Genomic DNA, 26219 nt, shown 5'->3' on the forward strand with positions numbered 1-26219 from the left:
TTCCGCTCCGGTTCGCAAGCCAGCCTTAGCGAAGGTGCGAACGCAGATGCAAGCCTATTGCCGGGCGGATGAACGCCATGCCGCTGCGCCCGCTGCCACCAGMATCAGCCCGGCCGCGATCAGCACGCAATTGGCGAAGCCGAGGCTCGTGTAGATCGGGCCGAAGCCCGCGGTGCCGACGGTGACGGCGAGATAGGTGACCGCGCTGTTCAGGCCCATGATGGTGCCGCGCCGCGACGGGTCGAGAGCGGTGAGGCGCATGACCAGCACGTTCAGCCCGAAATGGTTGGCTAGGCCCCAGACGGCGATCGTCGCGATCAGCAGGCCGAAGCCGGTGCTCGTCAGGGCAATCGCGACATAGACAGCGGCGACCAGCAGATAGGCGAAGGGCATGACACGGCGAGCGCCGAGCCGGTCGATGACGCCGTCGAGCAGAGCCGCCGCGCCGAAGCCGAGGCCATACGCGATGGCCGCCAGGCCGTTGGCGCTGACCGGCTCGCCGAGAGCTTCATGGAGATGATCGCCGAGATAGCCGTAGACGCCGTAGAAGGCGGTCATGAAGGCGCCGCAGGCGATGAGCAGCGGGACGATGCCGGCAACGGCGAGCGCGCCGAGCGGTGACGGCGCGGGGCCGCTTTTCCTGGTGTCGTGCAGCGAACTCATCGCCAGGCCGGCAACAGCCGCTCCCGCCAGCAGCGCTACGGCCGCGAAGACGGCGCGCCAGTGGATGAGGTCGGCGATCACTGCCGACAGCGAGACGCCGGCGACCATCGAAAGCGTCCAGCCGGTCAGCACGACACCGATGGTGCCGCTCTCGCGGCCGGGCGGCGCGATCGCCGCCGAGCTGGCATAGATCGCCGGCATGGCGATGCCGGCGGCGACGCCGGCAACGAGCTGAGATGCCACTAGCGCCATTACCGTCGGCGCGAGGGCACTGGCGACCAATGCTGCCGCCAGCAACAGCAAGGCTCCCTGCAGCATGCGGCGCGCGCCGATCCGGTCGATGTAGCGAGCCAGGAAAAGCGCGCTGGCCGACGTGCCGAGGCCGAAGGCCGCGGCAGCCGTCATCACTGCCGGCACGCTGGCGCCGAACGATGCCGCGACTGCCGGCGCGATCGGTCCCAGAACCAGCGAATTGGAGCCGATGACGGCGATGCAGCCGGTCAGCAGGTAGGCGGCGGCCGGGATCGGCGCGCGGGGGGCCTCGGTTATGATTGCTGATTGATTGGTGTTCGACATATCATCATAATGGCCGAATTAAATTCCGCATCAATGGAGAATTTCCATATGGACTCAGAAACAGATGACATTCAGCGGAACAGGCATCCGACCCGCGAGGTCGACCCTATCGACCGAAAGATATTAGGCGTCCTGGTCGAGGACGCGACCATCAGCTATGCCGAACTCGGCGAGCGCGTCGGCCTGTCGCCGCCGGCGGCGCACGAGCGGGTCAAGCGGCTGAAGCGCGGCGGCGCCATCCGCGCCACATCGGCGATCATCGATCCGAGGGCGGTGAAGAAGCCGCTGCTTGCCTTCGTGCATATCGACACCAGGGGCTGGGGCAAGACGCCGGAGCTGATGGCGGTCTCCAAATATCCGGAAGTCGAGGAGATCCACACCGTCGCCGGCGACACCTGCATGCTGCTCAAGGTGCGCACCGAGGACACGCGCGCGCTGGAAGGCCTGCTGGCCCGCCTCTACGATACGCCCGGCGTGACCTCGACGCGCAGTTATGTCGTGCTGTCGACCTATCTCGAGCGTCGGGTGCAGCCGGAGATCACGAGCGAGTGGCCGGCGCCCAAGCACATGGCGACGCCTGTGTATTAAGCCGCGGCCAGCTGACGGCGCCTGGAACGCGCCAGCAGATAGAAGGCCGCGACATGCGTGATCATCAAAAGCGGCACGTAGAGGGTCGGGATCGCGTAAGTGGCGCCCAACTGCCCGGCATGGCCCGGTAGGTCGAGCATGACGCCGTGGTAGTAATCGCCGACAAGGTCGACAACGCCCACGACATTGAAGGCGACGGCGAGCGGCCAGAAGATCGTGGGCCGCCTCACGCCAAGCAGCGCCAGCATGGCGAGCAGGCCGGTGGCGAAATCGCCATAGGCGGCGAAGCTTGCGAAGCCGGCTGACAGGTCCGGCCCGGTGACGCCCGGGATAAGAAAAACAAGCCCGAAGAAGCGGAAGCTGTGCAGCGCTGCGATCGCGCGCTGCGCCTCTATCGGCTCCATCGATTTGAGCTTCGGCCAGATATAGGCGGTGAAGCAAAGCAGCCAGGGCACATAGCCCAACGCGAGGTGGATGTTGAAGATCACTGCCGGTGACATCTTCGCCTCCTATAAATCTTAGTTTTCGCAATTCCGGACGAAAGGCTACGGCGAAGTCGCCGAGCCTAACCGCTGAACACTTTTCCTGGAATTGCTCAGTTGACGGGAACGGCTTCGAACACCGCCGTGAGGATGCCCAGCCGACCTTCCATAAGATTGCGTCCGAGATTGGTGGCGAGTTCCGCGAACCCCTGCCCCATGACGACGCCGAGATTGAGTGTAGGCGGCGGGCCGGAGGCGCGGAGCTCGGCGAACCAGGCCTTGGCGACGGTGGTGTCGTCGCGGCGCACGAGCGTGCCGAAGCCGGCCGCCTCGATCGCCTCGCAGGTCGCCTCGGCCGTCAGCAGGAAGCTTTCGCCCGGCGTCCTCGCCCACGGAACCGGATAGAGCGGATCGCCGCTATTCAGCACGACGTCGAAGGTCGCGAATTTTCCGCCTGGCTTCAGCACGCGCCTGATCTCGCGGTAGAGCAGCGGCCGGTCGGCGATGTTCATCGCCACATGCTGCAACAGCGCGGCGTCGAACATGCCGTCCTCGAAGGGAAGCGCAAGCGCGCTGCCGGTTTCGAACGACACCTTGTCGTCCTGCCCGGTTCGCGCGGTCAGGTAGCGCGCGGCCTCGACGAAAGGTTCGCTGAGGTCGAGGCCTGTCACCTGGCAGCCATAGGTCTCCGCAAGGAAGCGAGCCGGCCCGCCGACGCCCGATCCGACGTCGAGCACCGACATGCCGGCAGTGATGACGGCCAGATTGGCGAGCTCCGCTGTCGCGGCCAGCCCGCGGGTGTGGAACTGGTCGAGGGTCGCCAGTTGCCCGGGCTTCAGCCGCTGTTCCTGAGGCCCAAACACCGCCAGCGCAGTCTTCAATCGATCGGTCAATCCTGTTGCGCGATAGTGATCGCGCACGCGGTCCAGTTCATCGGTCATCGCCACTTCCTTTCAGGCTTCCAAGGTCACGCCAGAAATACGGCCGCTTTCTGCCGGCAACTATCCGCGATAATGTCGATGGGTCATGAAGCAGAACTTCACAGTCAGGCATGGCGCGCTCGACGGCGTCGAAGCCTTCTTGAGCGTGGCCAGGCACCGCAATTTCCGCAAGGCGGCAGCCGAGCTTGCCGTCACCCCGTCAGCGATCAGCCAGGCGATACGAACGCTGGAGGCGCGCATAGGCGCTGCGCTCTTCATCCGCACGACGCGCAGCGTCGGCCTCACCGAAGCCGGCGAGCGCTTTTTCACGCGCGCCCGGCCGGCCTTCGAGGAGCTGATCGCGGCAAGCGAGATCGCGCGCGGGATGGGCCAGCGGCCGGCCGGGCTGTTGCGCCTCTCGGTGCCGCCGGCCGTGGTGCCGATGCTGCTGGAGCCGATGATCGCCTCCTTCTGCCAGGCCTATCCCGAGATCGAGCTGGAGATCGTCGCCAGCGGCGAGCTGGCCGATCTCGCCGCGGAAGGTTTCGACGCCGGCATCCGCATGGGCGATCTGATCGCGCCTGACATGATCGCGGTTCGCCTGACGCCCTCCTTTCCGATGGTGATCGTCGGCAGTCCGGATTATCTGCGCCGGCGCGCGACGCCCGAGCGCATCGAGGACCTGCGCGACCATGCCTGCCTGCGCCTGCGCCGCTCGAACGGCTCGGTCGCGCCCTGGTCCTTTGTCGACGGCAACAAGGCCGTCGAGGCAATCGTGTCGGGACCGCTCATCGCGCACGATTATCCGTCGCTGCTCGGCGCGGCGATCCAGGGTGTCGGGCTGGCCCAGGTGCCAGGCCCGATCGCCGAAGCGCCGATCGCCGACGGGCGTCTGCAGGCGCTGCTCGGCCGCTTCGCGGTGACCACGCCCGGCGTGTTCCTCTATTATCCGGAAAGGCATCAGGTTCTGCCCAAGCTGCGCGCCTTCATTGACCATATCAGGCATTCGGGCGATACCGGCACTTCCCCGAAGCGGGCAGGCAGGCGGAAGCAAAACTGACGCTTCACGGCGTCGGCTGTATCCGCGGATATTCGAGTTGCATGGCGACGAAATCGGTGGTGCGCTCGCCGTAGCGTGCCGTGATGTCCTTGAGCGTCCGGTCCAGCGCCTTTGCCGGCGGAACATCCGCCATGGCCGGAACCTTCCGATCCGCCGGCCAATCGCTTGCAACCTGGTCGGGCAGGATGCGGATACCTGCGCGGCTGACGACGGCGCCGCCCTTTGGGGCGAAGGTGACCGCGCGGGAGCGAAAGGTCCGCGACCAGGCGTCGGCAGCCAGCGCCAGCGACACCTCGTCCATGCCTGGCGTCAGCGGAATGCCGAGCTGCTCGTGATTGAAAAAGGCCAGCGTGTTGCCGATCGCCGTCAGCGCGAAAGGCCGCGTGAACTTGAAGGCGCCGCTGTCGTGGCGCGCATCCCAATGGTCGAGGCCGAGATCGCGGGCGACGGCTTCCGCCTTGTCGCGGCCGGCTATCGCCTCGATCAGGGTCAGCATCATCGGCATCGACGCGGTGATGCCGGTCGTGGTCGCGACATTCCGGTCGACGACGTAGCGGCGATCGGCAACGTAGCGGATCGTCGGATGTTTCTGGCGCAATTCGTTCAGGGAATACCAATGCGTCGTCGCGCGCTTGCCGTCGAGCAATCCGCTGGCGCCGACCACCGTGGCGCCGACGCAGACGCCGATCACCATGGCGCCCTTGGCCGACTGGTCCCTGATCCATCTCAACACGTCCGGATCGTCGTCGCGCATCATGGCGGGAACGATGACATAGTCGGCGCCTTCCGGATGCTGGGCATCGAACGCCGCTATCGTCGCGTCGGGCTCGACGCGCAAAGCCGGGTGCAATTGCACCGGTCCCGGCCGCGTCGCCAGCGCGACGACGTCGGCGACGTCGGCGCGGCGCAGGATGCCGTAGGGCATCAGATAGTCGGTCGTCTCGGTGCCGTCATTGACGCCGACGATCGCGATCAGCGGGCGCTGGCGCTTCGGCTTCAACGCCGCGAGCGTGGCTTCGGCCTCCTTGGCATCGATCGCCGGCTGCACCGCGGCCAGCGACGCGGAAGGCAGCGACAGCAACCATGCGGCGCCGGCTGCGACGAAAATCAGCAGAACGCCGAGAACGCTCCACAACACGATACGCAGACTCATGGCTTGATCCTTCCGATCTCAACGCTTGACCGGCAGGCTAGCTCCGATAGGTTTTGGCCGAAATGACATATATCGGGCAAAAACTGCCATGCGCATGATAGGCATCATCATCCATCCGGGCTTCCAGTTGCTGGACGTAGCTGGCCCCGCGGCAGCCTTCGAATTGGCCGAACACTATCAGCCCGGCAGCTACAGGCTGGAAATGCTGGCGCCCAGCGGCGGCGAGGTCGAGAGTTCATCGGGCATGCGGCTTTCAGCATGGCCTCTGTCCGATGCCAGGCCCCTCGACACGGCTGTCGTTTCAGGCGGCGAGATCATCCGCTCCATGGCCGCGGCCCAGGAAATCGTCGCCTGGCTGCGACAGGCAAAGCCGCGCCGGACGGCAAGCGTGTGCACCGGTGCCTATCTGCTGGCGGAGGCAGGCCTGCTCGACGGCCGGAGCGCCACCACACATTGGTGGAGCACAGACGATTTCGCCCGCCGCTATCCGAAGGTGAAACTCGATGCCGAGCGCATCTTCATCCAGGATGGCAGCGTGTGGACGTCGGCCGGCATCTCGGCCGGCATCGATCTCGCGCTGGCGCTGATCGAGGACGATCTCGGGCCGGCGATCGCGCGCCGCACCGCGCAGCAGCTCGTGGTCCACCAGCGCCGGCCTGGCGGGCAGTCGCAATTCTCCGGCCTTGTGGAGTTCGGCGGGCGTTCGGGCCGGTTCGTCGAACTAATCGAGTGGATGCGGACCAAACTCGCCCAGCCGCTGACCGTAGAGCGCCTCGCCGAACGCGCTGCCATGAGCCCGCGCAATTTTTCCCGCGCCTTCGCCACTGAGACCGGCACCACGCCGGCCAAGGCTGTCGAACGCCTGCGCCTCGAAGCCGCGCGGATGGCGGTCGAGACGAGCAACACGCCGCTCGACCGCATCGCCGAGGAGAGCGGCTTCGGCGACGCCGGACGCATGCGCCGCGCTTTCATGAGGAGCTTTGGCCAACCGCCGCAGGCGCTAAGGCGCGCGGCGACGAGGGCCTGAGGAACACGCCATCAGCCAGCGCGGGACTCAATCAGTGACCGGATGCGTTCCGCATCCGCCTGCGTCGCGGGGTTGTAGACGATCATGCCGAGCTCGGGCCGCCCGTCGACGGCAAAGACCGAGAACTCCAGCTCGATCAGTCCGATCTCGGGATGGCGCAGGCGCTTCACGCCTTCGCCATGGGCCGGAACGACGTCGTTGTCGCGCCACAGCGCCTCGAATTCCGGACTGATCCGGCAAAGCTCCTCGACGAGCTGGGTGATTTCCGCGCCCGCGCCTGCCCGCGTGGCATCCGCCCTGAAGGAGCCAACCACGAAGCGGGCGACGCTCCGCCAATCCTCCTGCGCGTCGCGCACGCGGGGATTGCCGAACATCAGGCGCAGGATGTTGCGCTGCTCGCGCGGCAGCTTGGAATAGTCGGTCAGCATCGCCGCGGCGGCACGGTTCCAGGCCACCACATCCCAGGTTGCGGTCTTGATGATCGCCGGGCTGGGGTCCAAAGCGTCGAGGACGCGCTGCAGGCGCGGCGTCACGCTGTCGACGTTCCTGTAACGGACCTCTGGCGGCCGGCCGAGACCCAGCATGAACAGATGCTCGCGTTCGGGCTCGGTCAGCATCAGTCCCGCCGCGATGCGGTTCAGCACATCGGCGGACGGGGCGCCGCCCCGCCCCTGCTCCAGCCAGGTGTACCAGGTCGGGCTGATGTTGGCGCGCTGCGCCACTTCTTCGCGGCGCAGCCCTTGGGTACGCCGCCGCCCCGTGGCGAAGCCGAACGCTACGGGATCGAGACGCATGCGGCGATCGCGCAGAAAGGTGCCGAGCTTGTTTGCGGCCTGTTTGTTGGCAATCTCTTGGGCCATCGCCACCCTGTTGGCAATTATACCATGATAAAGTCACTACTTTAACAGGATGAGTTATAGCGCAAATAAGGTCTCCGAACAACCACAGGAGACCTTCCCATGCGTGTATTCCTTACCGGCGCGACCGGTTTCATCGGTTCCAGGATCGTGCCCGAACTCCTTGCCGCCGGACATCAGGTGCTCGGCCTGACCCGCTCCGAAGCTGGTGCGCGCTCGCTTGCCGCCGCCGGCGCCGAGCCGCATCGCGGCGACATCGAGGATCTCGACAGCCTGCGCGACGGCGCGGCGAAATCGGATGCGGTGATCCACACCGCCTTCGATCACAATTTCTCGAATTTCGTCGCGAATTGYGAGAAGGACAAGCGGGTGATCGAAGCGCTGGGCGGCGCGCTCGCCGGCTCCGACCGGCTGCTCATCATCACGTCGGGTGTGGGCATGGGCTCCGCCGAACACGGACAGCCGGCGCGAGAAGACGTCTTCAACACCGACCATCCCAATCCGCGCATCCTGTCCGAGCTCACCGGCGCGGCGATGGCCGAGAAGGGCGTCAAGGTGTCGGTGGTGCGGCTGCCGCAGGTGCATGACACGGTGAAGCAAGGGCTCATCACCCCGCTGATCGCGCAGACGCGCGCCAAGGGCGTGTCGGCCTATCTCGGCGAGGGTCGCAACCGGTGGTCGGCGGCRCATGTGCTGGATGTCGCGAAGCTCTACCGCCTGGCGCTGGACAAGCAGGAAGCCGGCGTGCGCTACAACRCCGTCGCCGAGGAAGGCATCGCCATGCGAGGGATCGCTGAAGTGATCGGCGCCGGCCTCAACGTGCCGGTGGTCTCGCTGTCGCAGGAAGAGGCCGCCGACCATTTCGGGTGGCTCGCCATGTTCGCGGGCCTCGACATGCCGGCGTCGAGCGAATGGACGCGTCAGCATCTCGGCTGGCAGCCGACCGGACCCGGCCTCATCGCCGATCTGGAGCGGATGGATTATTCGCAGGCCGCCGCGGCTTAACAGGCTGCCCAGGCGGTTCGGCAATCCAGCTGAACCGCCTGCAAGTCGCTATGCGCGCAGCAAATCCGCCAGGCTGTCAGACTTCTCGACCTTGTCGGTGAGGTCGAGCCCGGACAAAAGATCGACCAGATGGCTGTTCATCAGCGCGGCCGCGTCGGCGCTGTCGCCGGCCTCGATCGCATCGACCAGGGCGTGGTGGGCGTGCTTCTCGCAGGTCGCGTCGCGGCGCTTCCAGTAGAGCGCGATGATCAGCGAGGAGTGCGAGACGAGATCGCGGACGAAATTGGTGAACACCGAATGCGCGGCGATCTCGGCGATGCCGACATGAAAGCGCGCCGACAGCATGATGGCATCGCTGTCGCGGCCGTCATGCAATGCTTCGTGCTCCTTCTCAAGATGTTGGCGCAATTGCACGATGTCGGACGGCACCGCCACCTTGGCGGCAAGCGCGGCGACCTTTGGCTCGATCAGGGCTCGTGCCTCGAACACCTCGCGCGCCTCGATTTTCGATGGCTGGGCGACAAAGGCGCCGCGATTGGGCTCCAGCCGCGCCAGCCGGTCATGGGCAAGAGCCTGCAGGGCGGCGCGGACGACGGTGCGGCTCACCGAATAGATCGAGGCCAGCTCGTCCTCCGGCAGCTTGGTGCCTGGCGCAAGGCGATGGCTGACGATGGCATCCCTCAACCCATAATAGATCGGCGACCAGCGCGCCGCCGGCTTGTCATCTCGATCTTCTTCCTTGAGGACTGTCAGCATGCTCTTCAACGCGCAGGCGCAACACGCCTGATTTGCCTCCACCGGTAGAGGTGAGTTCAATCTAATATGGCTTGCGCGACGGTCAATCCCGGCAACCTCCTCTCAGCCGGTCGGCGACAGCGAGGCGAAAGCGCCCGAAAAGCGCTTGCCGCGCGGCGCGGCATAGCCGCCGATCTTCGATGTCTTCAAACCGACCTTGAACAGGCTCTCGGCCAACGTGACGGCGCAGACGACACCGTCCAGCACGGGAACGCCATGCTCCTCGGACAGGCTGTGCGCAAGGTCGGCCATGCCGGCGCAACCGAGCACGATCGCCTCGGCATGGTCCTCGTTGATGGCGCGCGCGATCTCCCGCGATATCCGGTGCCTGGCATTCGAGCCCGGACGTTCGAGCTCGAGCACGGCGACGTCCGACGAGCGCACCTTGGCGCAGCGCGAGGCGAGGCCGTATTTCGCCAGATTGTGCTCGATCGCCGGAACGGAGCGGGCAAGCGTGGTGACCACGCTGAATTTGCCTGCGACAAGGCTCGCCATATGGAACGCGGCCTCGCCGATGCCGATGACCGGAGCCTCGGTGGCGCAGCGGGCTGCATCGAGGCCTGTGTCGTCGAAGCAGGCGATGACATAAGCATCGGCAGGCGCCTTGCCCATTTCGGCGATGATGCCCGGAATGGCGAAGACCTCGTCGAAATAACCCTCGATGCTGGGCGGACCGTCGGCCGGATTGACGGCGACGATCTGGGTGGCCTGGGACGCAACGCTTGCCGCCGCCTCGCCGATCTTGGCGGTCATCGATTGAGTGGTGTTGGGATTGATGACGAGAATGCGCATTCCAATCAGCCTCAGATCTCGCCGCCCAGGTAAAGACGCTTGACCCGGTCGTCGGTCAGCAATTCGGCGGAGTTGCCGCTCAGCGCGACACTGCCGGTGGTCAGCGCATAGGCGCGCTGCGAGATGCGCAGCGCCATGCGCGAATTCTGCTCGACCAGAAGCACGCTGACCTTCTCGTCGCGGTTGATGGCGACGATCGAGCGGGCGATGTCCTGAACGAGCTTTGGCGCGACGCCGAGCGACGGCTCGTCGAGCAGCAGGAGCTTCGGCTTCGCCATCAAGGCGCGGCCGATGACCAGCATCTGCTGCTCGCCGCCGCTCATCGTGCCGGCGGCCTGCGAGAAGCGCTCCTTCAGCCGCGGAAAGCGCCCCAGCACCATCTCCATCGACGCGGCGATCTCGGCTTTGCTGGTGCGCGTGAAGGCGCCCATCAGGAGGTTGTCTCTGACCGACATGAAGGGGAAGACGCGGCGTCCCTCGGGCACCATGGCGATGCCCATCTTGACGATCTCGTCGGGGGCGGCACCATCGATGCGCTTGCCGTTGTATTGGATTTCGCCGGACCAGATCTTGCGCAGACCGGTGATGGCGCGAAGGATCGACGATTTGCCGGCGCCGTTGGCGCCGATCAGCGCGACCGTCTCGCCCTCATTGACCTCGAGCGAAACGCCTTTCAGCGCATAGACGTGGTCGTAGTAGAGCTCGACATTGGCGAAGTTCAGGATCTGGTTCATAGGCCGATCGCCTCGTCTTCGCTGCCCAGATAGGCCTCGATCACCTTCTCGTTGGCCTGGATTTCCGACGGCGTTCCCTCGGCGATCTTCTGCCCGAAATTGAGCACGACGAGGCGGTCCGAAATCTTCATCACGGCCGGCATGTCGTGCTCGACCAGAAGGATGGTGAGGCCGCGCTCGCGCAGGCGTCGCACCATTTCCACCATGCGCATGGTCTCGTCGTGGTTCATGCCGGCGAAAGGCTCGTCGAGCAGCAGGATGGAAGGGTTGGTGGCGAGACCAATGGCGATGYCCAGCGCGCGCAAATGGCCGTGCGGCAGGTTGCGGGCGGTCTCATTGGCGAGCGAGGAGAGGCCGAGCAGCGCCAGGATCTCGTCGGCCGATTGGCCGAAGTCCGCTTCGTCGGCCTTCGCGGTGCCAGTGCCGAGGAAGAAGCCGAACAGGCTCGCCTTCGAGCGCAGATGATGCGCGATGATGACGTTGTCGCGCACGCTCATGTTCTTGAAGATCGTCGTCTCCTGGAAGGTGCGCACCACGCCCCTGCGGGCGGCGATATGCGGGGCGAGACCGGAGATGCGTTCGCCCTTCAGGCGCACCTCACCGGTTGTGGGCCTGAGGAACGACGAGATCAGCTTGAACAAGGTCGACTTGCCGGCGCCGTTCGGACCGATCACCGACAGGATCTCCTTCTCGCGCACCGAGAAGGACACGTTGTTGACCGCAACCAGACCGCCGAAGCGCTTGGTGATGCCGGAGACCTCGAGCATTTCGGCCATCGCTCAACCCTTCTTCCGGGTCGTTTCGGCAAGGCTGAGCAGACCGTTGGGCAGCACCAGCATCAGCACGATCATCAGGCCGGAATAGATGAGCAGCTGGAACTGGCCGGTCTGGAACAGAAGGTCCCAGCCGAAATAGAGCACCAGCGTGCCGAGCATCGGACCGAACACATAGCCGAGACCGCCGAGGAAGCAGTTCAGCATGAAGTTGACGGAATCGGTGACCGTGAAGCTCGACGGGTAGATCGATTGCGAGATGGCGGCGAAGATGGCGCCGGAAACGCCGCCGAAGAAGGACGACACGGCATAGGCGATGACGCGCAGCCAGGCGATGTTGACGCCGATCGAGGACGCGAGCTCCTCGTTCTGCTGCAGCGACTGGCAAAGCTTGCCGATGCGCGAATTAACCAGCCGGTACATGATGGCGAAGCAGACCACCATCAGCGTGACCGCCAGCAGATAGAAGGCGAGCCGCGAATTCTGCAGCGTGGCGAAATCCGGAATGATGGTCAGGCCGAAGATCGACAGGGCGCCGGGCAGCGGGATGCTGACGATGCCCTTGGCGCCGTTGGTGATCGGCAGCGCCAGCGCAAGCAGCCGCGCCACCTCGGTCAGCACCAGCGTGACCATGGCGAAATAGACGCCGCGCAGCCGCAGGATCGGCAGGCCRATCAGCACGCTTGCAGCGGCGCAGAAAAGCCCGGCCACTGGCAAGGTCAGYCAGAACGACCAGCCATGGTTCATCACCAGTATGGCCGAGACGTAGCCGCCCATCAGCGCGTAGGCACCCTGGCCGATGTTGATGCGGCCGATGTAGAAAGTGAGCCAGACACCGGCGCTGGCGATGCTGAGCAACGCCACCGAGGTCAGCGTATAATAGAGGTCGAAGCGGCCGCTCGACGAGATGGCAGCCGGCACGGCGACAAAGACGATCGCTAGGAAGGCGACGACCGCGGCGATCCTGGTGTTGCGATTGACGATCATGGCGCCATCAACCCCACGGCTTGCCCATCAGCCCGTTGGGGCGGACCGACAGGAACACCATCAGGGCGGCGAAGATGACGAGATAGGTCACGTCGCCATATTCGCGCAGCACGGTGAGGCCGACCGACTCCATCATGCCGAGGATGAAACCGCCAGCGATCGCGCCGCCGACGACGCCGGCGCCGCCGATCATCACCATCAGGAAGGCCTTGATCGAGATCGGCCCGCCAATGCCGGAATTGACGCCGGTGATGGTGACCAGAAGCCCGCCGACGACGCCCGCGAGCATGGCGCCCATGGCAAAGCCGATCATCGAATAGCGGTCGACGCGGACGCCCATCAGCTGGGCTGCGACGCGGTCCTGGGCGAGCGCCCGCATGGCGCGGCCGACCCGGCTGTACTGCATGTAGAGCACGAAGGCGGCGATGAAGACGATCGCCAGCGCGCCGACGACGATGCGGTCGTAGGGCATGATGATGCCCGCGTCGTTGAAGACGCCCTTGACGATCTTGGGAACGCCGCGCTGCTTCTCGCCGAACAGGAGCAGGATGACGGCGTCGAAGAAGAAGGCCGTCGCGGCGGCGAGCAGCATCGTGCTCTCCTCGCGGTGGCTGCGCCGGATGACGGTGCGGAAGAGGAATTTCTCCATCAACGCGCCAATGACGGCGAGCGTGACGCCGGAGGCGAGCAGCGCCACCACGAAAGGCAGGCCGAGCTGGCCGTAGACGGTGTAGGTGATGAACCCGCCCAGCACATACATCTGGCCGTGGGCGAAATTGAGCACGTTCATCAGGGCGAAGATCAGGGTTAGCCCGAGCGCGATCAGCGCGTATTGGGCACCGAGATACAATCCGTTGGCGATGACCTGTTCCATGGATACCTTCGATCTTCCGCGAGGTCCGGCCTATCGGACCTCGCGGCAAGCTGGAGGAAGCGGCGCTCGAAGGTAACGCTAGTCGACGGAGCCGACGAAGAGGGTCTGGAAGGCGCCGTCCTTATATTCGTTGACCACCATCGGCACCGAAAGCTGACGCTTCTGGCCGAAGGACGTCATGCCGACATAGCTGAGCTTCGCGTCGCCCTTGAGGAAGGGATTGGGCGCCGAGAAGCTGTCCATGGTCTTCTTGAATTCGGCTACGTCGTTGATGGCTGCCGGGTTCGCCTTCAAGGTCTCGATGATGTATTCGAGCGCATAGACCTTGGTGTTGGACTCGTCGTTGTATTCGCCGAACATCTTGGTGTAGCGGGTGACGAATTCCTTCATGGCGTCCGAGGCGATTTCCGGCGTGGAGGCGCCGCCGACGGAGATGAAGCCGTTGGCGTATTCACCGGCGCCCTCTTCCAGGACCTTGGCGTCCTGCGCGGTTTCCGTCGAGATCAGGCCTTCATAACCGAGCTCGCGGGCGGCGCGGATGAGCAGCGGCGCGTTGGCCGGCGCCACGCCCGACAGCACGAGCAGGTCGGGCTTCAGCGCGACGATCGGCGTCAGCACCGGCGTGAAGTCGCGGGTGTCGTTCTGGTAGGTGTCGTTCTGGGCGACGATTTCCAGGCCGAGCGCTTTCGCCGCCTCGACGCCGCTGTCGCGCTGGCTGAGCGGATCGGATTCATTGGCCGCGACGAAGGCGATCTTCTTCACGCCTTTGTTTTCCTTGAGATATTTGTAGATCGCCGGACCGGACTGGTAGTTGGCGATCATACCGAGCACGGCATTGGAGGCCGGCTTCTGATAGAGCGCCTTGGGGAAGGCGTAGGGGAAATAAATGATGCCGTTGGCTTCGGCGACGGGGCGCACCGCCGCGGCGCCGTCATCGACATTCGGGCCGACGACATAGTGGACGCCTTCCTGCGCCATCTTCTCCATGCCGGCGATGGCGCGCTTGGGGTCCTTCTGGTCGTCGAAGGTGACGATGTTGATGTTGTAGGTGTCGTTGCCGATCTTGACGCCGCCGGTCTCGTTGATCCAGGCGGCGCGGGTCTGCATCGAGCGCACGTTCGACGTGCCCCAGGCGGCCGCGGGGCCGCTGGTGACGCCGACGAAGCCGATCTTCAGTTCCTTGTTTTCAGCCTGCGCGGACGAAATGCCGAGAGCGGCAAGCGCCAGGGTCGAGACGGCGCCGAGCGCCATTGATTTCAAAGTCGAGCGACGGTTGATCATATCGGTAGTTCCCCTTGGTTATCGCGCTTTGTGTTTTGCTCGTAGGCTGCGCGTATGGCGTAAGGGAAACCGACTGCGACAGATTGTCAACATCTTTCTTTGGTATTGTATACAATATTTGAGCCGAATGTGTGCGATGACCCGCCAACCATAACAGGATCAACATTCAAAGGAGGCTAGGTCCGGCCAACGACAATCACCCCAGCGACTCCAATGAGTTCGCAGGGATCATAAACGCAAATGGGGTCGAGGCTTATCGAAATGGCCCGCGCGGCACGCCGCCGGGGGACCCTACTTCCCGCAATAGTGGTCGTTGATGTCGTTCACCGCATTCGCGTCCGGTCCGACGCGGTGATACGCGCAGGCGCCCGCCGCCGTGTTGGTCATCTGCTGGTCGTAGTAGCGCGGACCACCGAACAGCGTCTCGATAATGTCGTCGCTGGCCGGAACATAACGCTCGTGCTCGACGACGCGGTAGCGATGTTCGCCGGCGGCAGCGGGACCCGCTATCGCGGCTGCCGCGGCAAGCATGAGCGCGGCGATTGCAAAATGTTTCGTCATGGCAGCGACCTTCCAGCAATTTGGACTTGCAGCATATCCAAAATCGCCAGCGGAGCAAAAGTTCCCGCAGCTGCTTTCATCCCAGCTAGTGCAGATGCCGCAACTTGTCGGGGTTGCGCATGACATAGATCGCCGTGATGTTGCCGTTCTCGATATCGAGCGCCGTGGTCTGGAGTTCGCCATCGACCTCCAGCGTGACGAAGCCCGGCAGGCCGTTGATGAAGCCGTAGCGGATGAGCGTCGAGGGATTGTCCTTCAGCCACGACGCCACGGTCGCGTATTGCGTCATGACCGCCTCGAAGCCGAGGGCCGGCTCGGTCGCCGCCGGGCGCTTGCCGCCGCCGTCGGCGTGAGCGGTGACATCGGCGCTCAGCATCGCGCCGAGCGCTTTCATGTCGCCGCTGCGCGAGGCGTTGAAGAAGGCCTCGGCGATCTCCAGCCCGCGCTCTCTCTCGACTTTGAAGCGCGGCCGTGCCTCGCGGACATGCTCACGCGCTCTGGCCGCAAGCTGGCGGCAGGCGGCGGGATCGCGCTCGATCTCCGCCGCGACCTCCTCGAACTGCAGGCCGAACACGTCATGCAGCAGGAAGGCTGCGCGCTCGAGCGGCGACAGGCGCTCCAGCACCAGCATCAGCGGCAAGGTGACGTCCTCCGCCTCGTCTTCCTCCACCAGCGGCTCAGGCAGCCACGGGCCGACATAGGTCTCGCGCTGATGCCGCGCGGATTTGAGCTGGTCGAGGCAAAGCCTAGTTACCGTGCGGCGCAGGAACGCGTCGGGCTGGCGCACCTCGGCGCGCTCGGTCCGCATCCAGCGGATGAAGGCCTCCTGCACCACATCCTCGGCATCGGCGACCGAGCCCAGCATGCGGTAGGCGACCCGCATCAGCTTCGGGCGCAGCGGCTCGAACTCCGCCGCCGCGCCCGTCAATGCCGGCTCCGTCGTCAAGCCGCGGCCGCCTTGTTGGCAGCCTGGGCGGCAGCCGCCTTGTTGGCGGCCTTGATGGCGGCCGGATCGACAAAGCCGCCGAAGCCGACCGCGATGCGGTTCCAGCCATTGATTATGTTGATCATCAATGTGAGCTTCACGCGCTCCTCCTCGGAGAAATGCGGCTTCAGCGCTTCATAGGCCGCTTCATGCGTATGGCCTTCTGAGATTCTGGTCAGCGCTTCGGTCCAGCCGAGCGCGGCGCGCTCGCGATCGGTATAGCACGGCGCCTCGCGCCAGGCCGACAACAAATAGATGCGCTGCTCGGTCTCGCCGCGCTCGCGGGCATAGGTCGAATGCATATTGATGCAATTGGCGCAGCCATTGATCTGCGAGGAACGGATCTCGATGAGCTCGGCCAGCGCCGGATCGAGGCTGCCGGAAATGGCGAGCGAAGCGCGCTGCCACTCCTTCATCAGCGAAGGAGCGGCGGCAAGGGGGTCAAGTCTGACAGTCATGGGTCGATTCCTTTCGTTGCTTCCGATCTCAAGACGAGCGAGGCTTGGCCCGATGTGACATCGGCGCCGGAAATTTTCGCCGCCGTGCCGCTTATCCGGACCGCGGAAAAATAACGGCAACCGCGACGGCGGATTTTCGACAATGGCCGGCTCCGATGCCGGATATCCTGCATTCGTTCGGCCACCAGTCCGGAGGCCTGAGGAATTGCCCGATGACAGCCAGAGTGATCGTCCTCGACGCCAAGCCGCTGGGCACGGAAGATGTCGCCGAGATCGCGCGGCGCAATGCCCGGCTCGTGCTCGGCGAGGAAGCCATGCGCCGCATCCGCGCCAGCCGCGCCCTGATCGAGCGTCTCACCCAGCTCGGCAAGCCGCTCTATGGCGTCACCACCGGGCTCGGCGCCTGCGTCGACACGCCGCTTGCCGAGGCCGACCTGATCGCCTTCCAGCACAGCGTGCCGCTCAGTCACTCGATGGGCGCCGGTCCGTCGCTGCCGACCGAGGCGGTGCGGGCGCTGATGGTCGCGCGCATCTGCGGCATGGCGGCAGGCGGCACCGGCACCTCGGAAGGCGTGGTGCTCGGCCTGCTCGCCGCGCTCAATGCCGGTGTCCATCCGGTCATTCCGAGCTGGGGATCGGTGGGCGCCGCCGACCTTGCGCCGCTCGGCCATCTGGCGCGGGCGCTGCGCGGCGACGGCGAGACGGAATATCAAGGCCGGATCATGCCGTCAGCCGAGGCGCTCAAGCTTGCAGGGCTCGAACCGCTCGACCTGCGCGAGAAGGATGGCCACGCCATCATCGTCGCCAACAGTCTCTCGACCGGAACGGCGTGCCTTGCCCTCGAGGAGGTCGCCTGCCTGATCGATTGGTCGCTGGCGGCGGTGGCGCTGAACTACGAAGCCTTTCGCGCGTCGCTCAAGGCGATCGACGAGGATGCGCTGGCGGCGCGGCCGGCCTTCGGCCAGCGCGAGATCGGCGCGCGGCTGCGGGCAGAGCTTTCCGGAAGCGGGCTGTGGCAAGACAACGCCGCGCGGCGGCTCCAGGATCCGCTCAGCTTCCGCTGCGTGCCGCAAGTGTGGGGCGGGCTGCTCCATGCCTATGAGCAGGCCAAGCTGGCAACCGAGATCGAGCTCGGCCATTCCGGCGACAATCCGGTCATCCTGCCCGAGGCCGAACGGGTCGTCTCCAACGGCAATTTCGACCTGACCGCTTTCACGCTGACCTGGGAAAGCCTCGGCCAGGCGCTGGCGCATTGCGCGGTCGGCACCGCCAACCGCTCGATGAAGCTGATGTCGCCGACGGTGGCGGAGCTGCCGCGCTTCCTGTCGGCCAGGGGCGGCAGCCGCCAGGGCTATGCGGAACTGCAGAAGCCGGTCGCCGCGCTTGAAGCCGAGATCCGGCACCTCGCCAATCCGATGTCGCTCAGCCCTCTTGCCATCTCGGACGGCGTCGAGGACCAGTCGTCGATGGCGCCGCGTGTCGTGGCCAAGACCGCCGCGATCATCGAACGCCTGCGCTACCTGGTGGCGATGGAACTGATCTTCGCCGCGACCGGCGTCGAGTTGCGCGGCGTGCTGGACTCGATGGGCGACGGCCCGCGGCGCAGCTATGAGGCCGTGCGGGCGCTCGTCGCCCCGCTCGACGACGATCGCGAAATGAGCGCCGACATGGCGCGCGTCGCCAGGATGGTCGCGGGGCCGCGGCTGTAGCGCAGGCCCGCTGCAAGCCTCAGTGGTAGTAGATACCGCCGTCGACGTTGAGCGCTTGACCGGTGACGAAGGCCGAGAGATCCGAGGCGAAGAACAGCACCGGACCGATGATGTCCTCCGGCGCGCCGAGGCGCTTCAGCGCCGCGACATCCTCCCAATGGCGGATCGCCGCTTCGCTGCCCAGATTGTTCTTGCCCATCTCGGTCAGGATGATGCCTGGGCAGATCGCATTGACGGTGACGCCGTCCATGCCGACCTCCTGCGCCAGGACACGCGTCAGCGTGATCACCACCGCCTTGGTCGCGGCGTAGTGGCCCTGCGTCGGCACGCCCTGCCGACCGGCGATCGAGGCGATGTTGATCACCCTGCCGGACTTCCTGGCGCGCATATGCGGCAGCACCGCCTGGCACATCATCAGCACGCCCTTGGCGTTGACGTTGAAATGCGCGTCCCAATTGGCCTCGTCCAGATCCTGCAGCAGGCTGGGTTTCAGGATGCCGGCATTGTTGACCAGCACATCGATGCTGCCCGCCGCTTCAAGCAACGCCTGCGCGGTCGCTTCGATGTCCTTCTTCTTGCTGACATCCATCGTGTAGACATAGGCCTTGCGGCCGGCCGCCTCGATCTCGCTTTTGGTCACGTCAAGCTCCGCCGCCTGCGACGGCAGATCGGTGATGGCGACGTCGAAGCCCGCTTCGGCGAGCCCCTTGGCGAGCGCCCTGCCGATGCCGCGGCTGGCGCCGGTGACGAGAGCCGTCTTGCCCTTGGCCTCAGGGAGAATTGTCATGCTGCTTCCACCTTTGATGTCTTGACCGGAAGCGAGTTCATCGCCGCGACCGTGTCGTCGAATGAAACGAGTTTGCCGTCGGAGCCCAGCCCCATCGCCACCTTGGCGGCGACCGCGCTGGCAAAGCGCGCGGACTGTTTCAGGTCCCAGCCCTTGACGATGCCGACGATGATGCCGGCCGTGAAGGAATCGCCGCAGCCCGTGGTGTCGAAGACCTCGACCTCGAAGGCCGGCAGATGGAAATCCTCGCCATGCTCGGGCGAGACATAGACGCCGCCGGCGCCGAGGGTGAGGATGCAGTTCCTCACGCCCCTCGCCTTGAAGAAGGCGGCGACGCGGGCCGGATCGCGGTCGTGCGCCATCTCGCCGGCCTCGTCGATGCTGGGCACGAAATAGTCGATATAGGGAAGGCATGGTTCGACCAGCTTCCAGGTCTCCGGCGTCGCCTGGATGAGGTCGAAGGTGGTGATACGGCCAAGCGCCTTGGCGCGCTTCAGCAGTCTGACCGTCGGCTCGCCGTCAAAGCGCTTCAACAGGCCGGTGCCGCCGACATGGACCACGGTCGCGTCGAGCGCGGCATCGAGATCGGCATCGGCGACCTCGAACAAGGCGGCTGTGCCCGGCACATGCAGCGCGGGACGCTCGCCGTTCGGCCGCACCGGCAGGATGGTGGACGAGGTCTGGACGCTGCCGTCGCGGCGCACGAGGCTCGTCTCCAGGCCGTATTTCTTCAGCTTGGCGAGGAACCAGTCACCCATGTCGTCGGTGCCGAGCGTGGTGACGGCTCGCGTCTTCAGGCCGAGGATGGCGCAATCCATACCGGTCGCGCCGGCCGTGCCGGCGACGGTCATGCGGATCTCCTCGATATAGTCGGCGCGGCCGCCTTCGGGAATGCGCGAGACCGGCCGTCCCAGGATGTCGAGGACGTAGAAGCCGATCGAGCTGACGTCGAACTGGGGCATGGCTGACTTGACCTTTCGAACTCAATGGGCGGCGCGGCGCAGGCCGAAGCTCGCGGCCAGCACCAGGAAGACGAGCACGCCGATACCGACCTGCTGCCAGTAGAAATTCCAGCCGACGAGCAGCAGCCCGTTCTTGACGATGGCGAGCAGGAGCACGCCGAGCAGCGTGCCGATGACCGAAGGCTTGCGCTCGCGGCTGAGCGTCGTGCCGATGAAGGTGGCGCCGATCGCGTCGAGCAGGAAGGCGTTGCCCGACAGCGGCACGTAGGATTTCACCGTTGCCGACAACAGAATGCCGGTGACGCCGGCGAGCAGCGCGCACAGCACATGCACCATCGACAATTCGCGCGGCACGCGGATGCCCGAATACCAGGCCACGCCCGGCTGGGCGCCCATCGCCTGCACGTAGCGGCCGAACACCGAACGATGCAGCAGGAGATGGRCCGCGACGGCGAGCACGATCAGCACAATCACCGGCGTCGGTATTCCGAACAAAGCGGTGCGGGCAATGGCGTTGAACTGGTCGGCGGCATAACCGCTGGTGAGATAGATCGGCTGGCCGCCGCTGGTGGCGAGCTGCTGCGTGCTCTGGCCGATGAAGAGCACGCCGAGCGTCGCCAGGAAGGGGCTGATGTTGAGCCTTGTGATGAGGATCGCGTTGAGGATGCCGACGATCAACGCAGCGCCGAGCCCGCCGGCGACGCCGACCACGCCGCTGTAGCCGGCGGCCAGAAGCATGACGAAGATCATGCTTGCCATGTCGACCGAGACGCCGACCGAGAGATCGATGCCGCCCGACGAGATGACGATGGTCAACCCGAGCGCCACGATCGCCAGCATGACGACGTTGTTGACCAGCACGTTGAAGAGGTTTGCCGGCGTGAGAAAAGTCGGGCTCGCCACCGAAAAGAAGATGACGATTACCGCGAAGGCGATGAGCACGCTGTATTTGGCGAGGAAGCCGCGCATACTCGCCTTGGATGCGTTGTCGTTGGCCGAGACGCTCATCGCGAACCCTCCGAACCACGGGCAAAGGATGTGATGGCCACCACCAGCAGGATCAGCGCGCCCTGCACGCCGTTGACCCAGTAGCTGGAGACGTTGAGCAGCTGGAAGCCGTTCGCCAGAAGGCCGATGAACAGCACGCTGAGCAGCGTGCCGCCCATGGTCGGCACGAAGCGGCGGGAGAAGACGGTGCCGAGCAGTGCGGCCGCCAGCACCGACAGGAGCAGCTCGCCGGAGCCGGGCGTGCTGGCCGACAGGCGCGAGACGGTGAGGATGCTCGCCACCGCAGCGCAGAAGCCGCTCAGCACATAGGTGAAGGAGACGTAGAAGGGCACGCTGATGCCCGCCGCGCGCGCCGCCTCGGGATGGCCGCCGACCGCGTAGAGCCTGAGCCCGAACGACGTGCCGTGAACGACCACGATCATAACAGCGGAGAAGACGATCAGCGCCCAGGCAAGCGCGGAGATGCCGAGGAAGCTGCCCGAAACCAGCACGCCGAGCAGCGGGGAGGATGCGCCGACGACCGTGTTCTGGGTGAGCGTGAGTTCCATACCGGCCGCGACGTTGAGCACGGCAAGCGTTGCCAAGAGCGGCAGGATACCGAGGCCGACCACGGCAAGCGCGTTCAGCGCGCCGACCGCCATGCCGACGGCAATCGCCGCCATCACCGAGAGAAAATCGCCATAGCCCATCGACAGCAACGTGGCGTAGACGGCGGCGCAAAGCCCCATATTGGCGGCGATCGAAAGGTCGATGCCGCCTTCGGTGACGTCGGAGCCGCCGCCGATGATGACGGCCGTCATGCCATAGGCGAGCACGCCCAGGATCGCCGACTGCTCGACGACGTTGATCAGGTTGAAGGTCGAGGTGAAGCCCGGCGCGAAGATCACGAAATAGGCCATGATCGCGGCAAAGGCGGCGATGGCGCCAAGCCGCACGACGAGCGCGCCAAAGCGACGGCCGGCGCTCTTGGCGGCGGCTTGCTTTTCGTCTGACACGCCGACTTCGGTGTGGAGGACTGTCGCGCTCATGCGGCCACTCCATCGGCGTTCGAGCGGGCCCCGGACGAAGCCGCGAGCAGCGCGTCGCTGTTCATCGCGGGACCGGAGAAGCTGCCGGCAAGCCTGCCGCGATAGACGACCAGCACGCGGTCGCAGACGCCGACCAGCTCGAGCAGGTCGGAGGACAGAAGCAGGATCGCCGCGCCCTCGCCCGCCAGGCGATTGAGGAGATTGTAGATCTCGACCTTGGCGCCGACATCGACGGCTACCGTCGGCTCGTCCAGCACATAGACCCGCGACTGGCAGCTCAGCCATTTGGCGATCGCCACCTTCTGCTGGTTGCCGCCGGAGAGCTCGCGCACCAGCGCGTCGCGATGCGGCGTCTTGATCGACAGTTCCTTGATCAGGCCGTCCACCGCCTGGTTCTCAGCGCCACGGCTGACCATGCCGCTGCGCGAATAGCGGCGCAGGCTGGCCAGGGAGATGTTCTCGCGCACAGACAGGCCAAGCGCCACGCCATGCGCGCGGCGGTCTTCCGGCAGCATGGCGATGCCGTCACGCACCGCTTTGACCGGCGTCGACAGCGACAGCTCCCTGCCCTCGACCTTGACCTCGCCGCCATCGGCGGTCTTGAGACCGAACAGGCACTGGACGATCTCCTTGGCGCCGGAGCCGAGCAGGCCAGTGAGGCCGACGATCTCGCCGGCGCGCACATTGAAGCCGATGTTCTCGAAGCTGCCGCCAAGCCGCAGGTTGGAAACCTCCAGCACCGGTGCGCCAAGCTCGACCGAGCGCTTCGGAAACATCTCGCCGACATCGCGGGCGATCATCATCGCGATGATCTCGTCGATCGGCGTCTGGCGCGGATCGACCGTGCCGACATCGGTGCCGTTGCGCATCACGGTGACGCGGTCGCAGAGCTTCTCGATCTCCTGCATGTAATGCGAGATGAAGACCACGGCGATGCCGTCGTCGCGCAGCCGGCGCAGCACGTCGAACAGGCTGTCGACCTCGCGCTTGACCAGCGCCGCCGTCGGCTCGTCCAGCACCAGCACCGACGCCTTCTGCGCCAGCGCGCGGGTGATCTGCACCACCTTCTGCTGCGCGGTGGTCAGGTCCTTCACCAGCGTCCCGGCCGGCAGCTCCATGCCGAAGAACCGCTTCAGCAGATCGGCCGCGCGGCGCTCCATGGCGCGGCGGCTGACGAACGGGCCGAGGCCGATCTCGTGGCCGAGGAAGACGGCTTCGCCGACGGTCGCGGTCGGCACCAAAAGCCTGTCCTGATGGATGAAATGGACGCCGAGCTTTTCGACCGACGCCGGCGTCAGCGTGCTGACGGTCTCGCCGTTGATGACGATCGAGCCGCTGTCCGGCTTGATGATGCCGGCCAGCACCTTGATGATGGTCGACTTGCCGGCGCCGTTCTGGCCGACAAGGCCGAGGATCGAACCGCGCGCGATCTCGAGGTTCGCGTTTTCCAAGGCGCGCACCGGACCGAACCGCTTCGATATGCCTGTCATCGATACAGCAATGTCACGCTTTGCTGTCTGCATGGCCGTCAATCCTGATTGGATGTGACGGGCAGCCGCATAGCCATGGCTGCCCGTCGTTTCGTCCGCTCTATTTAACGCCGGCCTTCTCGGCGGCGTCGAGGAAAGGTTTACCCTTTTCAGCGGCATTTTCCTTGTTGATCAGCACCGACGGAACGAAGGTGAAGGGCGGCACCTTCTGGCCGGCCAGGTACTTGGCGGCGTTGTCGACCGAGGTCTTGCCGATCTCATAGGGCTGCTGCGCGGCGACCGCGCCGGCCGACGACTTCGGATCCATCACCATCTTGATGACTTCCGGGCTGCCGTCGATGCCATAGGTCTTGACCTCGTTGCGGCCGGCGGCCTCGACCGCCTGCGTGGCGCCGATCTGCGGCACGTCCCAGCAGGCCCAGACCGCGCCGATCGAACCCTTCTCGGGCGATTTGGTCAGCATGTCGGTGACGTTGGAATAGGCGCTCTGCACCGTGTTCGGGATAACGTCGCGCAGCTCCGGCTCGACGATCTTCACATCCGGGAACGAGGTCAGCACATATTTCAGCTGGTCGTAGCGGATCTTGCAGACCGGCACGCTGTAGAAGCCGTTGAACACCAGCACATTGCCCTTGCCGCCCATGTCGGCGACCATCTGCAAGGCGATCTCGGCGCCGATATTGTAGTTGTTGGAGGTGGTGTTGTTGATGGCGTGCGGCGTCGCGGTGTCGACAGTGAACAGCGGGATGCYGGCGTCGCGGATCTTCTGCAGCCACGGGTTCAGCACTTCGAGGTTGCCGAGCTGCTCGATGATGGCGTCGGGCTTCTGCGCGATCAGCGTCTGCAGCTGCGCGATCTGCTGCTGATCCTTGCGGCCGGCGTCGAGCGCGATGACCTCGCCGCCGAGTTCCTTGACGCGGTCCTGGATGCCTTTGAACGCCATCAGGTCCCAATAATGGTCCGTGCCGATGGCCGAGACGCCGATGCGCTTGCCCTTGAGCGACAGCTCCTCGGCGGTCGCGCCCGAGACGGCGGCAAGGCTGCAAGCCGCCGCCAACCCCAAAGCGAGCGCCTTGACGAGGCCTTTCATGGATCTGGTCATTTTTCATTTCCTCCCTTGTTGATCGCTCCGGGCCTTCCCGGAGGATATGCGAAACCATGGTCCTCCGCTTAGGCGGCGGCCTCCTTGTCGCGCAGGCCGTAGCTCGCCATGCGCTTGATGACGTTCTCGATCTCCTCGTCGGACAGGATCGGCGGCTCGCCGATCTGCAGGGCGCCGTGATACTGGCGCGCCAGTGTCTCCACCTCGACCGCCAGCCACATCGCCTGGGCGAGGCTCGATCCGACGGCGATCATGCCGTGCTGGGCCAGCAGGCATGCCTTGCGGTCGCGCAGCGCCTCCACCGCATGCGCCGAAAGCTCCGACGTGCCGAAGGTGGCGTAGGGCGCGCAGCGTATGTCGCTGCCGCCGGCAACCGCGACCATGTAGTGGATCGCCGGTATCTTCCTGCCCATGATGGCGATCGTCGTGCAGTAGGTCGGATGCGCGTGGACGACGGCGTTGACCTCGGGCCGCGCCTTCATGATGTCGAGATGGAAGCGCCATTCGCTGGATGGCGGCAGGCGCCCGTCGACCGCGCCATCCCAGCCCATGAAGACGATGTCCTCCGGCTGCAGCGTGTCATAGGGCGTGCTGGTCGGCGAGATCAGCATACCCTCGCCGTGGCGACAGCTGATGTTGCCTGATGTGCCCTGGTTGATGCCGAGCTCATTCATCTGGATGCAGGCGTCGATGATGGCCTGGCGCACATCTCGGTCCGAAACGGTCATGCGATATTCCAATCCTTATTCGGTCCGCTACCAGGCCGTGTAGCCGCCATCGATCGACAGGATCGCGCCGGTGACGTAGCTCGAGGCCGGCGAGGCCAGGAACAGGATCGCCGAGGCGATCTCCTGCGGTGTGCCCAGCCGGCCCATCGGGGTCATGTCGATCCAGGTGTTGAAGAGTTCGGGACGCTCGCGCATCTTCAGCGTCATCTCGGTGCCGACATAGCCCGGCGCCAGCGCGTTGACGCGCACGCCGGATTTCGCCCATTCGACCGCGAGCGCCTTCGTCATCATGTGCACGGCGCCCTTGCTCACCATGTAGGACGGCGCCGTCTGCGGACGGTTGATGATCAGGCCCGACATCGAGCCGAGATTGACGATCGAGCCCTTCTTGCGGGCGACCATCGAGCGGCCGAAGGCGCGCGAGGCCCAGTAGACGCCGTTGACGTTGACATCCATCACCAGGCGCCATTCCTCGTCCGGCGTGTCGAGCGCGGTGTTGAGGCGCGCGATGCCGGCGCTGTTGACCAGGATATCGACCTTGCCGAAATCGGCGACGATTGCAGTTGCCATTGCCTCGACGGCTTGCGGATCGGTGACGTCGAGCACGCGGCCTTCGACGCTCGCCACGCCGGCGGCCTCGAGCGCTTCGGCAGCGGCCTTCAGCCCATCCGTGTTCATGTCGAGCAGGACGATATTCGCGCCGCAAGTCCCGAGCGCCCTGGCGGCCTCGAGACCGATCCCGCTGGCGCCGCCGGTGACGACGGCGACCTCGCCTGTCAGGTCGAATTGCGACCGGTAATCCATGCACGTCCTCCATCAGGACAGGCTCGAGCG

The 26219-nt window shown here is 65.4% G+C and carries 28 protein-coding genes; 5 read left to right on the plus strand and 23 right to left on the minus strand.

All coding sequences use genetic code 11. The features are described from left to right. Nucleotides 1–54 precede the first annotated feature (54 nt). Nucleotides 55–1239, minus strand: a complete 1185-nt coding sequence (locus LCM4577_RS26600) for an MFS transporter (protein ID WP_071074135.1) — start codon at nt 1237–1239, stop codon at nt 55–57. A 48-nt stretch (nt 1240–1287) separates the two neighbouring features. Between LCM4577_RS26600 and LCM4577_RS26605 the strand changes: the two genes are divergently transcribed. Next, nucleotides 1288–1827: an Lrp/AsnC family transcriptional regulator gene (locus tag LCM4577_RS26605; protein WP_071035865.1), complete on the plus strand. Its 540-nt coding sequence runs from the start codon at nt 1288–1290 to the stop codon at nt 1825–1827. Here LCM4577_RS26605 and LCM4577_RS26610 read toward each other — a convergent pair. Both LCM4577_RS26610 and LCM4577_RS26615 read right to left on the minus strand, forming a co-directional pair. Beyond that, nucleotides 1824–2327, minus strand: coding sequence for a hypothetical protein (locus LCM4577_RS26610; protein WP_071035340.1), 504 nt, complete (start codon nt 2325–2327; stop codon nt 1824–1826). The genes LCM4577_RS26605 and LCM4577_RS26610 overlap by 4 nt on opposite strands. Nucleotides 2328–2422: 95 nt before the next feature. Next, nucleotides 2423–3250 carry a class I SAM-dependent methyltransferase gene (locus LCM4577_RS26615; RefSeq protein WP_071074136.1) on the minus strand — a complete coding sequence of 276 codons (828 nt, stop codon included), beginning with the start codon at nt 3248–3250 and terminating at the stop codon, nt 2423–2425. A gap of 85 nt (nt 3251–3335) precedes the next feature. Between LCM4577_RS26615 and LCM4577_RS26620 the strand changes: the two genes are divergently transcribed. Beyond that, entirely contained in the window at nt 3336–4289 is a 954-nt protein-coding gene (locus tag LCM4577_RS26620; protein WP_071074137.1) for a LysR family transcriptional regulator, read from the plus strand. A gap of 4 nt (nt 4290–4293) precedes the next feature. Here LCM4577_RS26620 and LCM4577_RS26625 read toward each other — a convergent pair whose 3' ends face one another. Continuing rightward, the gene (locus LCM4577_RS26625; RefSeq protein WP_071035337.1) at nt 4294–5442 is read right to left on the minus strand and encodes a DJ-1/PfpI family protein; all 1149 of its coding nucleotides are present in this window, start codon (nt 5440–5442) and stop codon (nt 4294–4296) included. Between the two features lie 94 nt (nt 5443–5536). Here LCM4577_RS26625 and LCM4577_RS26630 point away from each other — a divergent pair, with 94 nt between their 5' ends. Next, nucleotides 5537–6469 (plus strand): GlxA family transcriptional regulator, encoded by a 933-nt coding sequence (locus tag LCM4577_RS26630; RefSeq protein WP_071074178.1) that lies wholly within the window; start codon nt 5537–5539, stop codon nt 6467–6469. Nucleotides 6470–6480: 11 nt separating this feature from the next. On the opposite strand, the gene LCM4577_RS26635 is transcribed toward LCM4577_RS26630, so the two are convergent. Continuing rightward, entirely contained in the window at nt 6481–7329 is an 849-nt protein-coding gene (locus LCM4577_RS26635; protein WP_071035336.1) for a helix-turn-helix transcriptional regulator, read from the minus strand. A gap of 99 nt (nt 7330–7428) precedes the next feature. On the opposite strand from LCM4577_RS26635, the gene LCM4577_RS26640 reads away from it, so the two are divergent. Continuing rightward, nucleotides 7429–8331: an SDR family oxidoreductase gene (locus LCM4577_RS26640; protein ID WP_071074138.1), complete on the plus strand. Its 903-nt coding sequence runs from the start codon at nt 7429–7431 to the stop codon at nt 8329–8331. Between the two features lie 48 nt (nt 8332–8379). On the opposite strand, the gene LCM4577_RS26645 is transcribed toward LCM4577_RS26640, so the two are convergent. The 10 genes from LCM4577_RS26645 to LCM4577_RS26690 form a co-directional block, all read right to left on the minus strand. Further along, the gene (locus tag LCM4577_RS26645; RefSeq protein WP_071035863.1) at nt 8380–9087 is read right to left on the minus strand and encodes a GntR family transcriptional regulator; all 708 of its coding nucleotides are present in this window, start codon (nt 9085–9087) and stop codon (nt 8380–8382) included. A gap of 102 nt (nt 9088–9189) precedes the next feature. Next, nucleotides 9190–9918 carry an aspartate/glutamate racemase family protein gene (locus LCM4577_RS26650; protein ID WP_071074139.1) on the minus strand — a complete coding sequence of 243 codons (729 nt, stop codon included), beginning with the start codon at nt 9916–9918 and terminating at the stop codon, nt 9190–9192. Nucleotides 9919–9929: 11 nt separating this feature from the next. Beyond that, entirely contained in the window at nt 9930–10652 is a 723-nt protein-coding gene (locus LCM4577_RS26655) for an ABC transporter ATP-binding protein (RefSeq protein ID WP_071074140.1), read from the minus strand. Then, nucleotides 10649–11428 (minus strand): ABC transporter ATP-binding protein, encoded by a 780-nt coding sequence (locus tag LCM4577_RS26660; RefSeq protein WP_071074141.1) that lies wholly within the window; start codon nt 11426–11428, stop codon nt 10649–10651. Before LCM4577_RS26660 ends, LCM4577_RS26655 begins: the two co-directional genes overlap by 4 nt. A 3-nt stretch (nt 11429–11431) precedes the next feature. Beyond that, nucleotides 11432–12412 (minus strand): branched-chain amino acid ABC transporter permease, encoded by a 981-nt coding sequence (locus LCM4577_RS26665; RefSeq protein WP_071074142.1) that lies wholly within the window; start codon nt 12410–12412, stop codon nt 11432–11434. Between the two features lie 7 nt (nt 12413–12419). Next, nucleotides 12420–13286: a branched-chain amino acid ABC transporter permease gene (locus tag LCM4577_RS26670; protein WP_040980130.1), complete on the minus strand. Its 867-nt coding sequence runs from the start codon at nt 13284–13286 to the stop codon at nt 12420–12422. A gap of 78 nt (nt 13287–13364) precedes the next feature. Further along, nucleotides 13365–14567, minus strand: coding sequence for an ABC transporter substrate-binding protein (locus LCM4577_RS26675; protein ID WP_041008953.1), 1203 nt, complete (start codon nt 14565–14567; stop codon nt 13365–13367). Nucleotides 14568–14858: 291 nt separating this feature from the next. Then, a complete protein-coding gene (locus LCM4577_RS26680) occupies nt 14859–15128 on the minus strand; it encodes a hypothetical protein (protein WP_040980126.1) in 270 nt (89 codons plus the stop codon). Nucleotides 15129–15213: 85 nt separating this feature from the next. Beyond that, complete coding sequence (locus LCM4577_RS26685; RefSeq protein ID WP_071074179.1) at nt 15214–16011, minus strand: sigma-70 family RNA polymerase sigma factor; 798 nt, start codon at nt 16009–16011, stop codon at nt 15214–15216. 59 nt (nt 16012–16070) lie between these two features. Beyond that, a complete protein-coding gene (locus tag LCM4577_RS26690) occupies nt 16071–16571 on the minus strand; it encodes a carboxymuconolactone decarboxylase family protein (RefSeq protein ID WP_040980123.1) in 501 nt (166 codons plus the stop codon). A 212-nt stretch (nt 16572–16783) separates the two neighbouring features. Between LCM4577_RS26690 and hutH the strand changes: the two genes are divergently transcribed. Then, nucleotides 16784–18280, plus strand: coding sequence for a histidine ammonia-lyase (hutH, locus tag LCM4577_RS26695; protein ID WP_071074180.1), 1497 nt, complete (start codon nt 16784–16786; stop codon nt 18278–18280). A gap of 19 nt (nt 18281–18299) precedes the next feature. On the opposite strand, the gene LCM4577_RS26700 is transcribed toward hutH, so the two are convergent. The 8 genes from LCM4577_RS26700 to LCM4577_RS26735 all read right to left on the minus strand — a co-directional run bounded on the left by LCM4577_RS26700 (nt 18300) and on the right by LCM4577_RS26735 (nt 26189). After that, nucleotides 18300–19067 carry an SDR family NAD(P)-dependent oxidoreductase gene (locus LCM4577_RS26700; RefSeq protein ID WP_071074143.1) on the minus strand — a complete coding sequence of 256 codons (768 nt, stop codon included), beginning with the start codon at nt 19065–19067 and terminating at the stop codon, nt 18300–18302. Then, the gene (locus LCM4577_RS26705) at nt 19064–20029 is read right to left on the minus strand and encodes a carbohydrate kinase family protein (RefSeq protein ID WP_041005148.1); all 966 of its coding nucleotides are present in this window, start codon (nt 20027–20029) and stop codon (nt 19064–19066) included. The genes LCM4577_RS26700 and LCM4577_RS26705 overlap by 4 nt, the downstream gene beginning before the upstream one ends. Nucleotides 20030–20050: 21 nt before the next feature. Further along, nucleotides 20051–21037 carry an ABC transporter permease gene (locus LCM4577_RS26710; protein WP_071074144.1) on the minus strand — a complete coding sequence of 329 codons (987 nt, stop codon included), beginning with the start codon at nt 21035–21037 and terminating at the stop codon, nt 20051–20053. After that, complete coding sequence (locus tag LCM4577_RS26715; RefSeq protein ID WP_082048917.1) at nt 21034–22065, minus strand: ABC transporter permease; 1032 nt, start codon at nt 22063–22065, stop codon at nt 21034–21036. Before LCM4577_RS26715 ends, LCM4577_RS26710 begins: the two co-directional genes overlap by 4 nt. Next, the gene (locus LCM4577_RS26720; RefSeq protein ID WP_244508440.1) at nt 22062–23588 is read right to left on the minus strand and encodes a sugar ABC transporter ATP-binding protein; all 1527 of its coding nucleotides are present in this window, start codon (nt 23586–23588) and stop codon (nt 22062–22064) included. The genes LCM4577_RS26715 and LCM4577_RS26720 overlap by 4 nt, the downstream gene beginning before the upstream one ends. Nucleotides 23589–23655: 67 nt before the next feature. Next, nucleotides 23656–24657 carry a sugar ABC transporter substrate-binding protein gene (locus LCM4577_RS26725; RefSeq protein WP_071074145.1) on the minus strand — a complete coding sequence of 334 codons (1002 nt, stop codon included), beginning with the start codon at nt 24655–24657 and terminating at the stop codon, nt 23656–23658. Nucleotides 24658–24725: 68 nt separating this feature from the next. Next, nucleotides 24726–25385, minus strand: a complete 660-nt coding sequence (locus tag LCM4577_RS26730; RefSeq protein ID WP_071074146.1) for an L-fuculose-phosphate aldolase — start codon at nt 25383–25385, stop codon at nt 24726–24728. A 27-nt stretch (nt 25386–25412) separates the two neighbouring features. After that, a complete protein-coding gene (locus LCM4577_RS26735) occupies nt 25413–26189 on the minus strand; it encodes an SDR family NAD(P)-dependent oxidoreductase (RefSeq protein ID WP_071074147.1) in 777 nt (258 codons plus the stop codon). Between the last annotated feature and the right edge of the window lie 30 nt (nt 26190–26219).

The organism is Mesorhizobium sp. LCM 4577 (assembly GCF_001854795.2).
Lineage (GTDB): Bacteria > Pseudomonadota > Alphaproteobacteria > Rhizobiales > Rhizobiaceae > Mesorhizobium > Mesorhizobium plurifarium.

Coding starts and splice junctions, on each gene's coding strand:
- LCM4577_RS26690 (WP_040980123.1), bottom strand. CDS start 16,571: ATGACTGTCAGACTTGACCCCCTTGCCGCCGCTCCTTCGCTGATGAAG.
- LCM4577_RS26615 (WP_071074136.1), bottom strand. CDS start 3,250: ATGACCGATGAACTGGACCGCGTGCGCGATCACTATCGCGCAACAGGA.
- LCM4577_RS26670 (WP_040980130.1), bottom strand. CDS start 13,286: ATGGAACAGGTCATCGCCAACGGATTGTATCTCGGTGCCCAATACGCG.
- LCM4577_RS26650 (WP_071074139.1), bottom strand. CDS start 9,918: ATGCGCATTCTCGTCATCAATCCCAACACCACTCAATCGATGACCGCC.
- LCM4577_RS26610 (WP_071035340.1), bottom strand. CDS start 2,327: ATGTCACCGGCAGTGATCTTCAACATCCACCTCGCGTTGGGCTATGTG.
- LCM4577_RS26625 (WP_071035337.1), bottom strand. CDS start 5,442: ATGAGTCTGCGTATCGTGTTGTGGAGCGTTCTCGGCGTTCTGCTGATT.
- LCM4577_RS26730 (WP_071074146.1), bottom strand. CDS start 25,385: ATGACCGTTTCGGACCGAGATGTGCGCCAGGCCATCATCGACGCCTGC.
- LCM4577_RS26605 (WP_071035865.1), top strand. CDS start 1,288: ATGGACTCAGAAACAGATGACATTCAGCGGAACAGGCATCCGACCCGC.
- LCM4577_RS26630 (WP_071074178.1), top strand. CDS start 5,537: ATGATAGGCATCATCATCCATCCGGGCTTCCAGTTGCTGGACGTAGCT.
- LCM4577_RS26715 (WP_082048917.1), bottom strand. CDS start 22,065: ATGAGCGCGACAGTCCTCCACACCGAAGTCGGCGTGTCAGACGAAAAG.
- LCM4577_RS26635 (WP_071035336.1), bottom strand. CDS start 7,329: ATGGCCCAAGAGATTGCCAACAAACAGGCCGCAAACAAGCTCGGCACC.
- hutH (WP_071074180.1), top strand. CDS start 16,784: ATGACAGCCAGAGTGATCGTCCTCGACGCCAAGCCGCTGGGCACGGAA.
- LCM4577_RS26655 (WP_071074140.1), bottom strand. CDS start 10,652: ATGAACCAGATCCTGAACTTCGCCAATGTCGAGCTCTACTACGACCAC.
- LCM4577_RS26620 (WP_071074137.1), top strand. CDS start 3,336: ATGAAGCAGAACTTCACAGTCAGGCATGGCGCGCTCGACGGCGTCGAA.
- LCM4577_RS26720 (WP_244508440.1), bottom strand. CDS start 23,588: ATGCAGACAGCAAAGCGTGACATTGCTGTATCGATGACAGGCATATCG.
- LCM4577_RS26705 (WP_041005148.1), bottom strand. CDS start 20,029: ATGCCCCAGTTCGACGTCAGCTCGATCGGCTTCTACGTCCTCGACATC.
- LCM4577_RS26700 (WP_071074143.1), bottom strand. CDS start 19,067: ATGACAATTCTCCCTGAGGCCAAGGGCAAGACGGCTCTCGTCACCGGC.
- LCM4577_RS26680 (WP_040980126.1), bottom strand. CDS start 15,128: ATGACGAAACATTTTGCAATCGCCGCGCTCATGCTTGCCGCGGCAGCC.
- LCM4577_RS26645 (WP_071035863.1), bottom strand. CDS start 9,087: ATGCTGACAGTCCTCAAGGAAGAAGATCGAGATGACAAGCCGGCGGCG.
- LCM4577_RS26735 (WP_071074147.1), bottom strand. CDS start 26,189: ATGGATTACCGGTCGCAATTCGACCTGACAGGCGAGGTCGCCGTCGTC.
- LCM4577_RS26685 (WP_071074179.1), bottom strand. CDS start 16,011: ATGCGGGTCGCCTACCGCATGCTGGGCTCGGTCGCCGATGCCGAGGAT.
- LCM4577_RS26675 (WP_041008953.1), bottom strand. CDS start 14,567: ATGATCAACCGTCGCTCGACTTTGAAATCAATGGCGCTCGGCGCCGTC.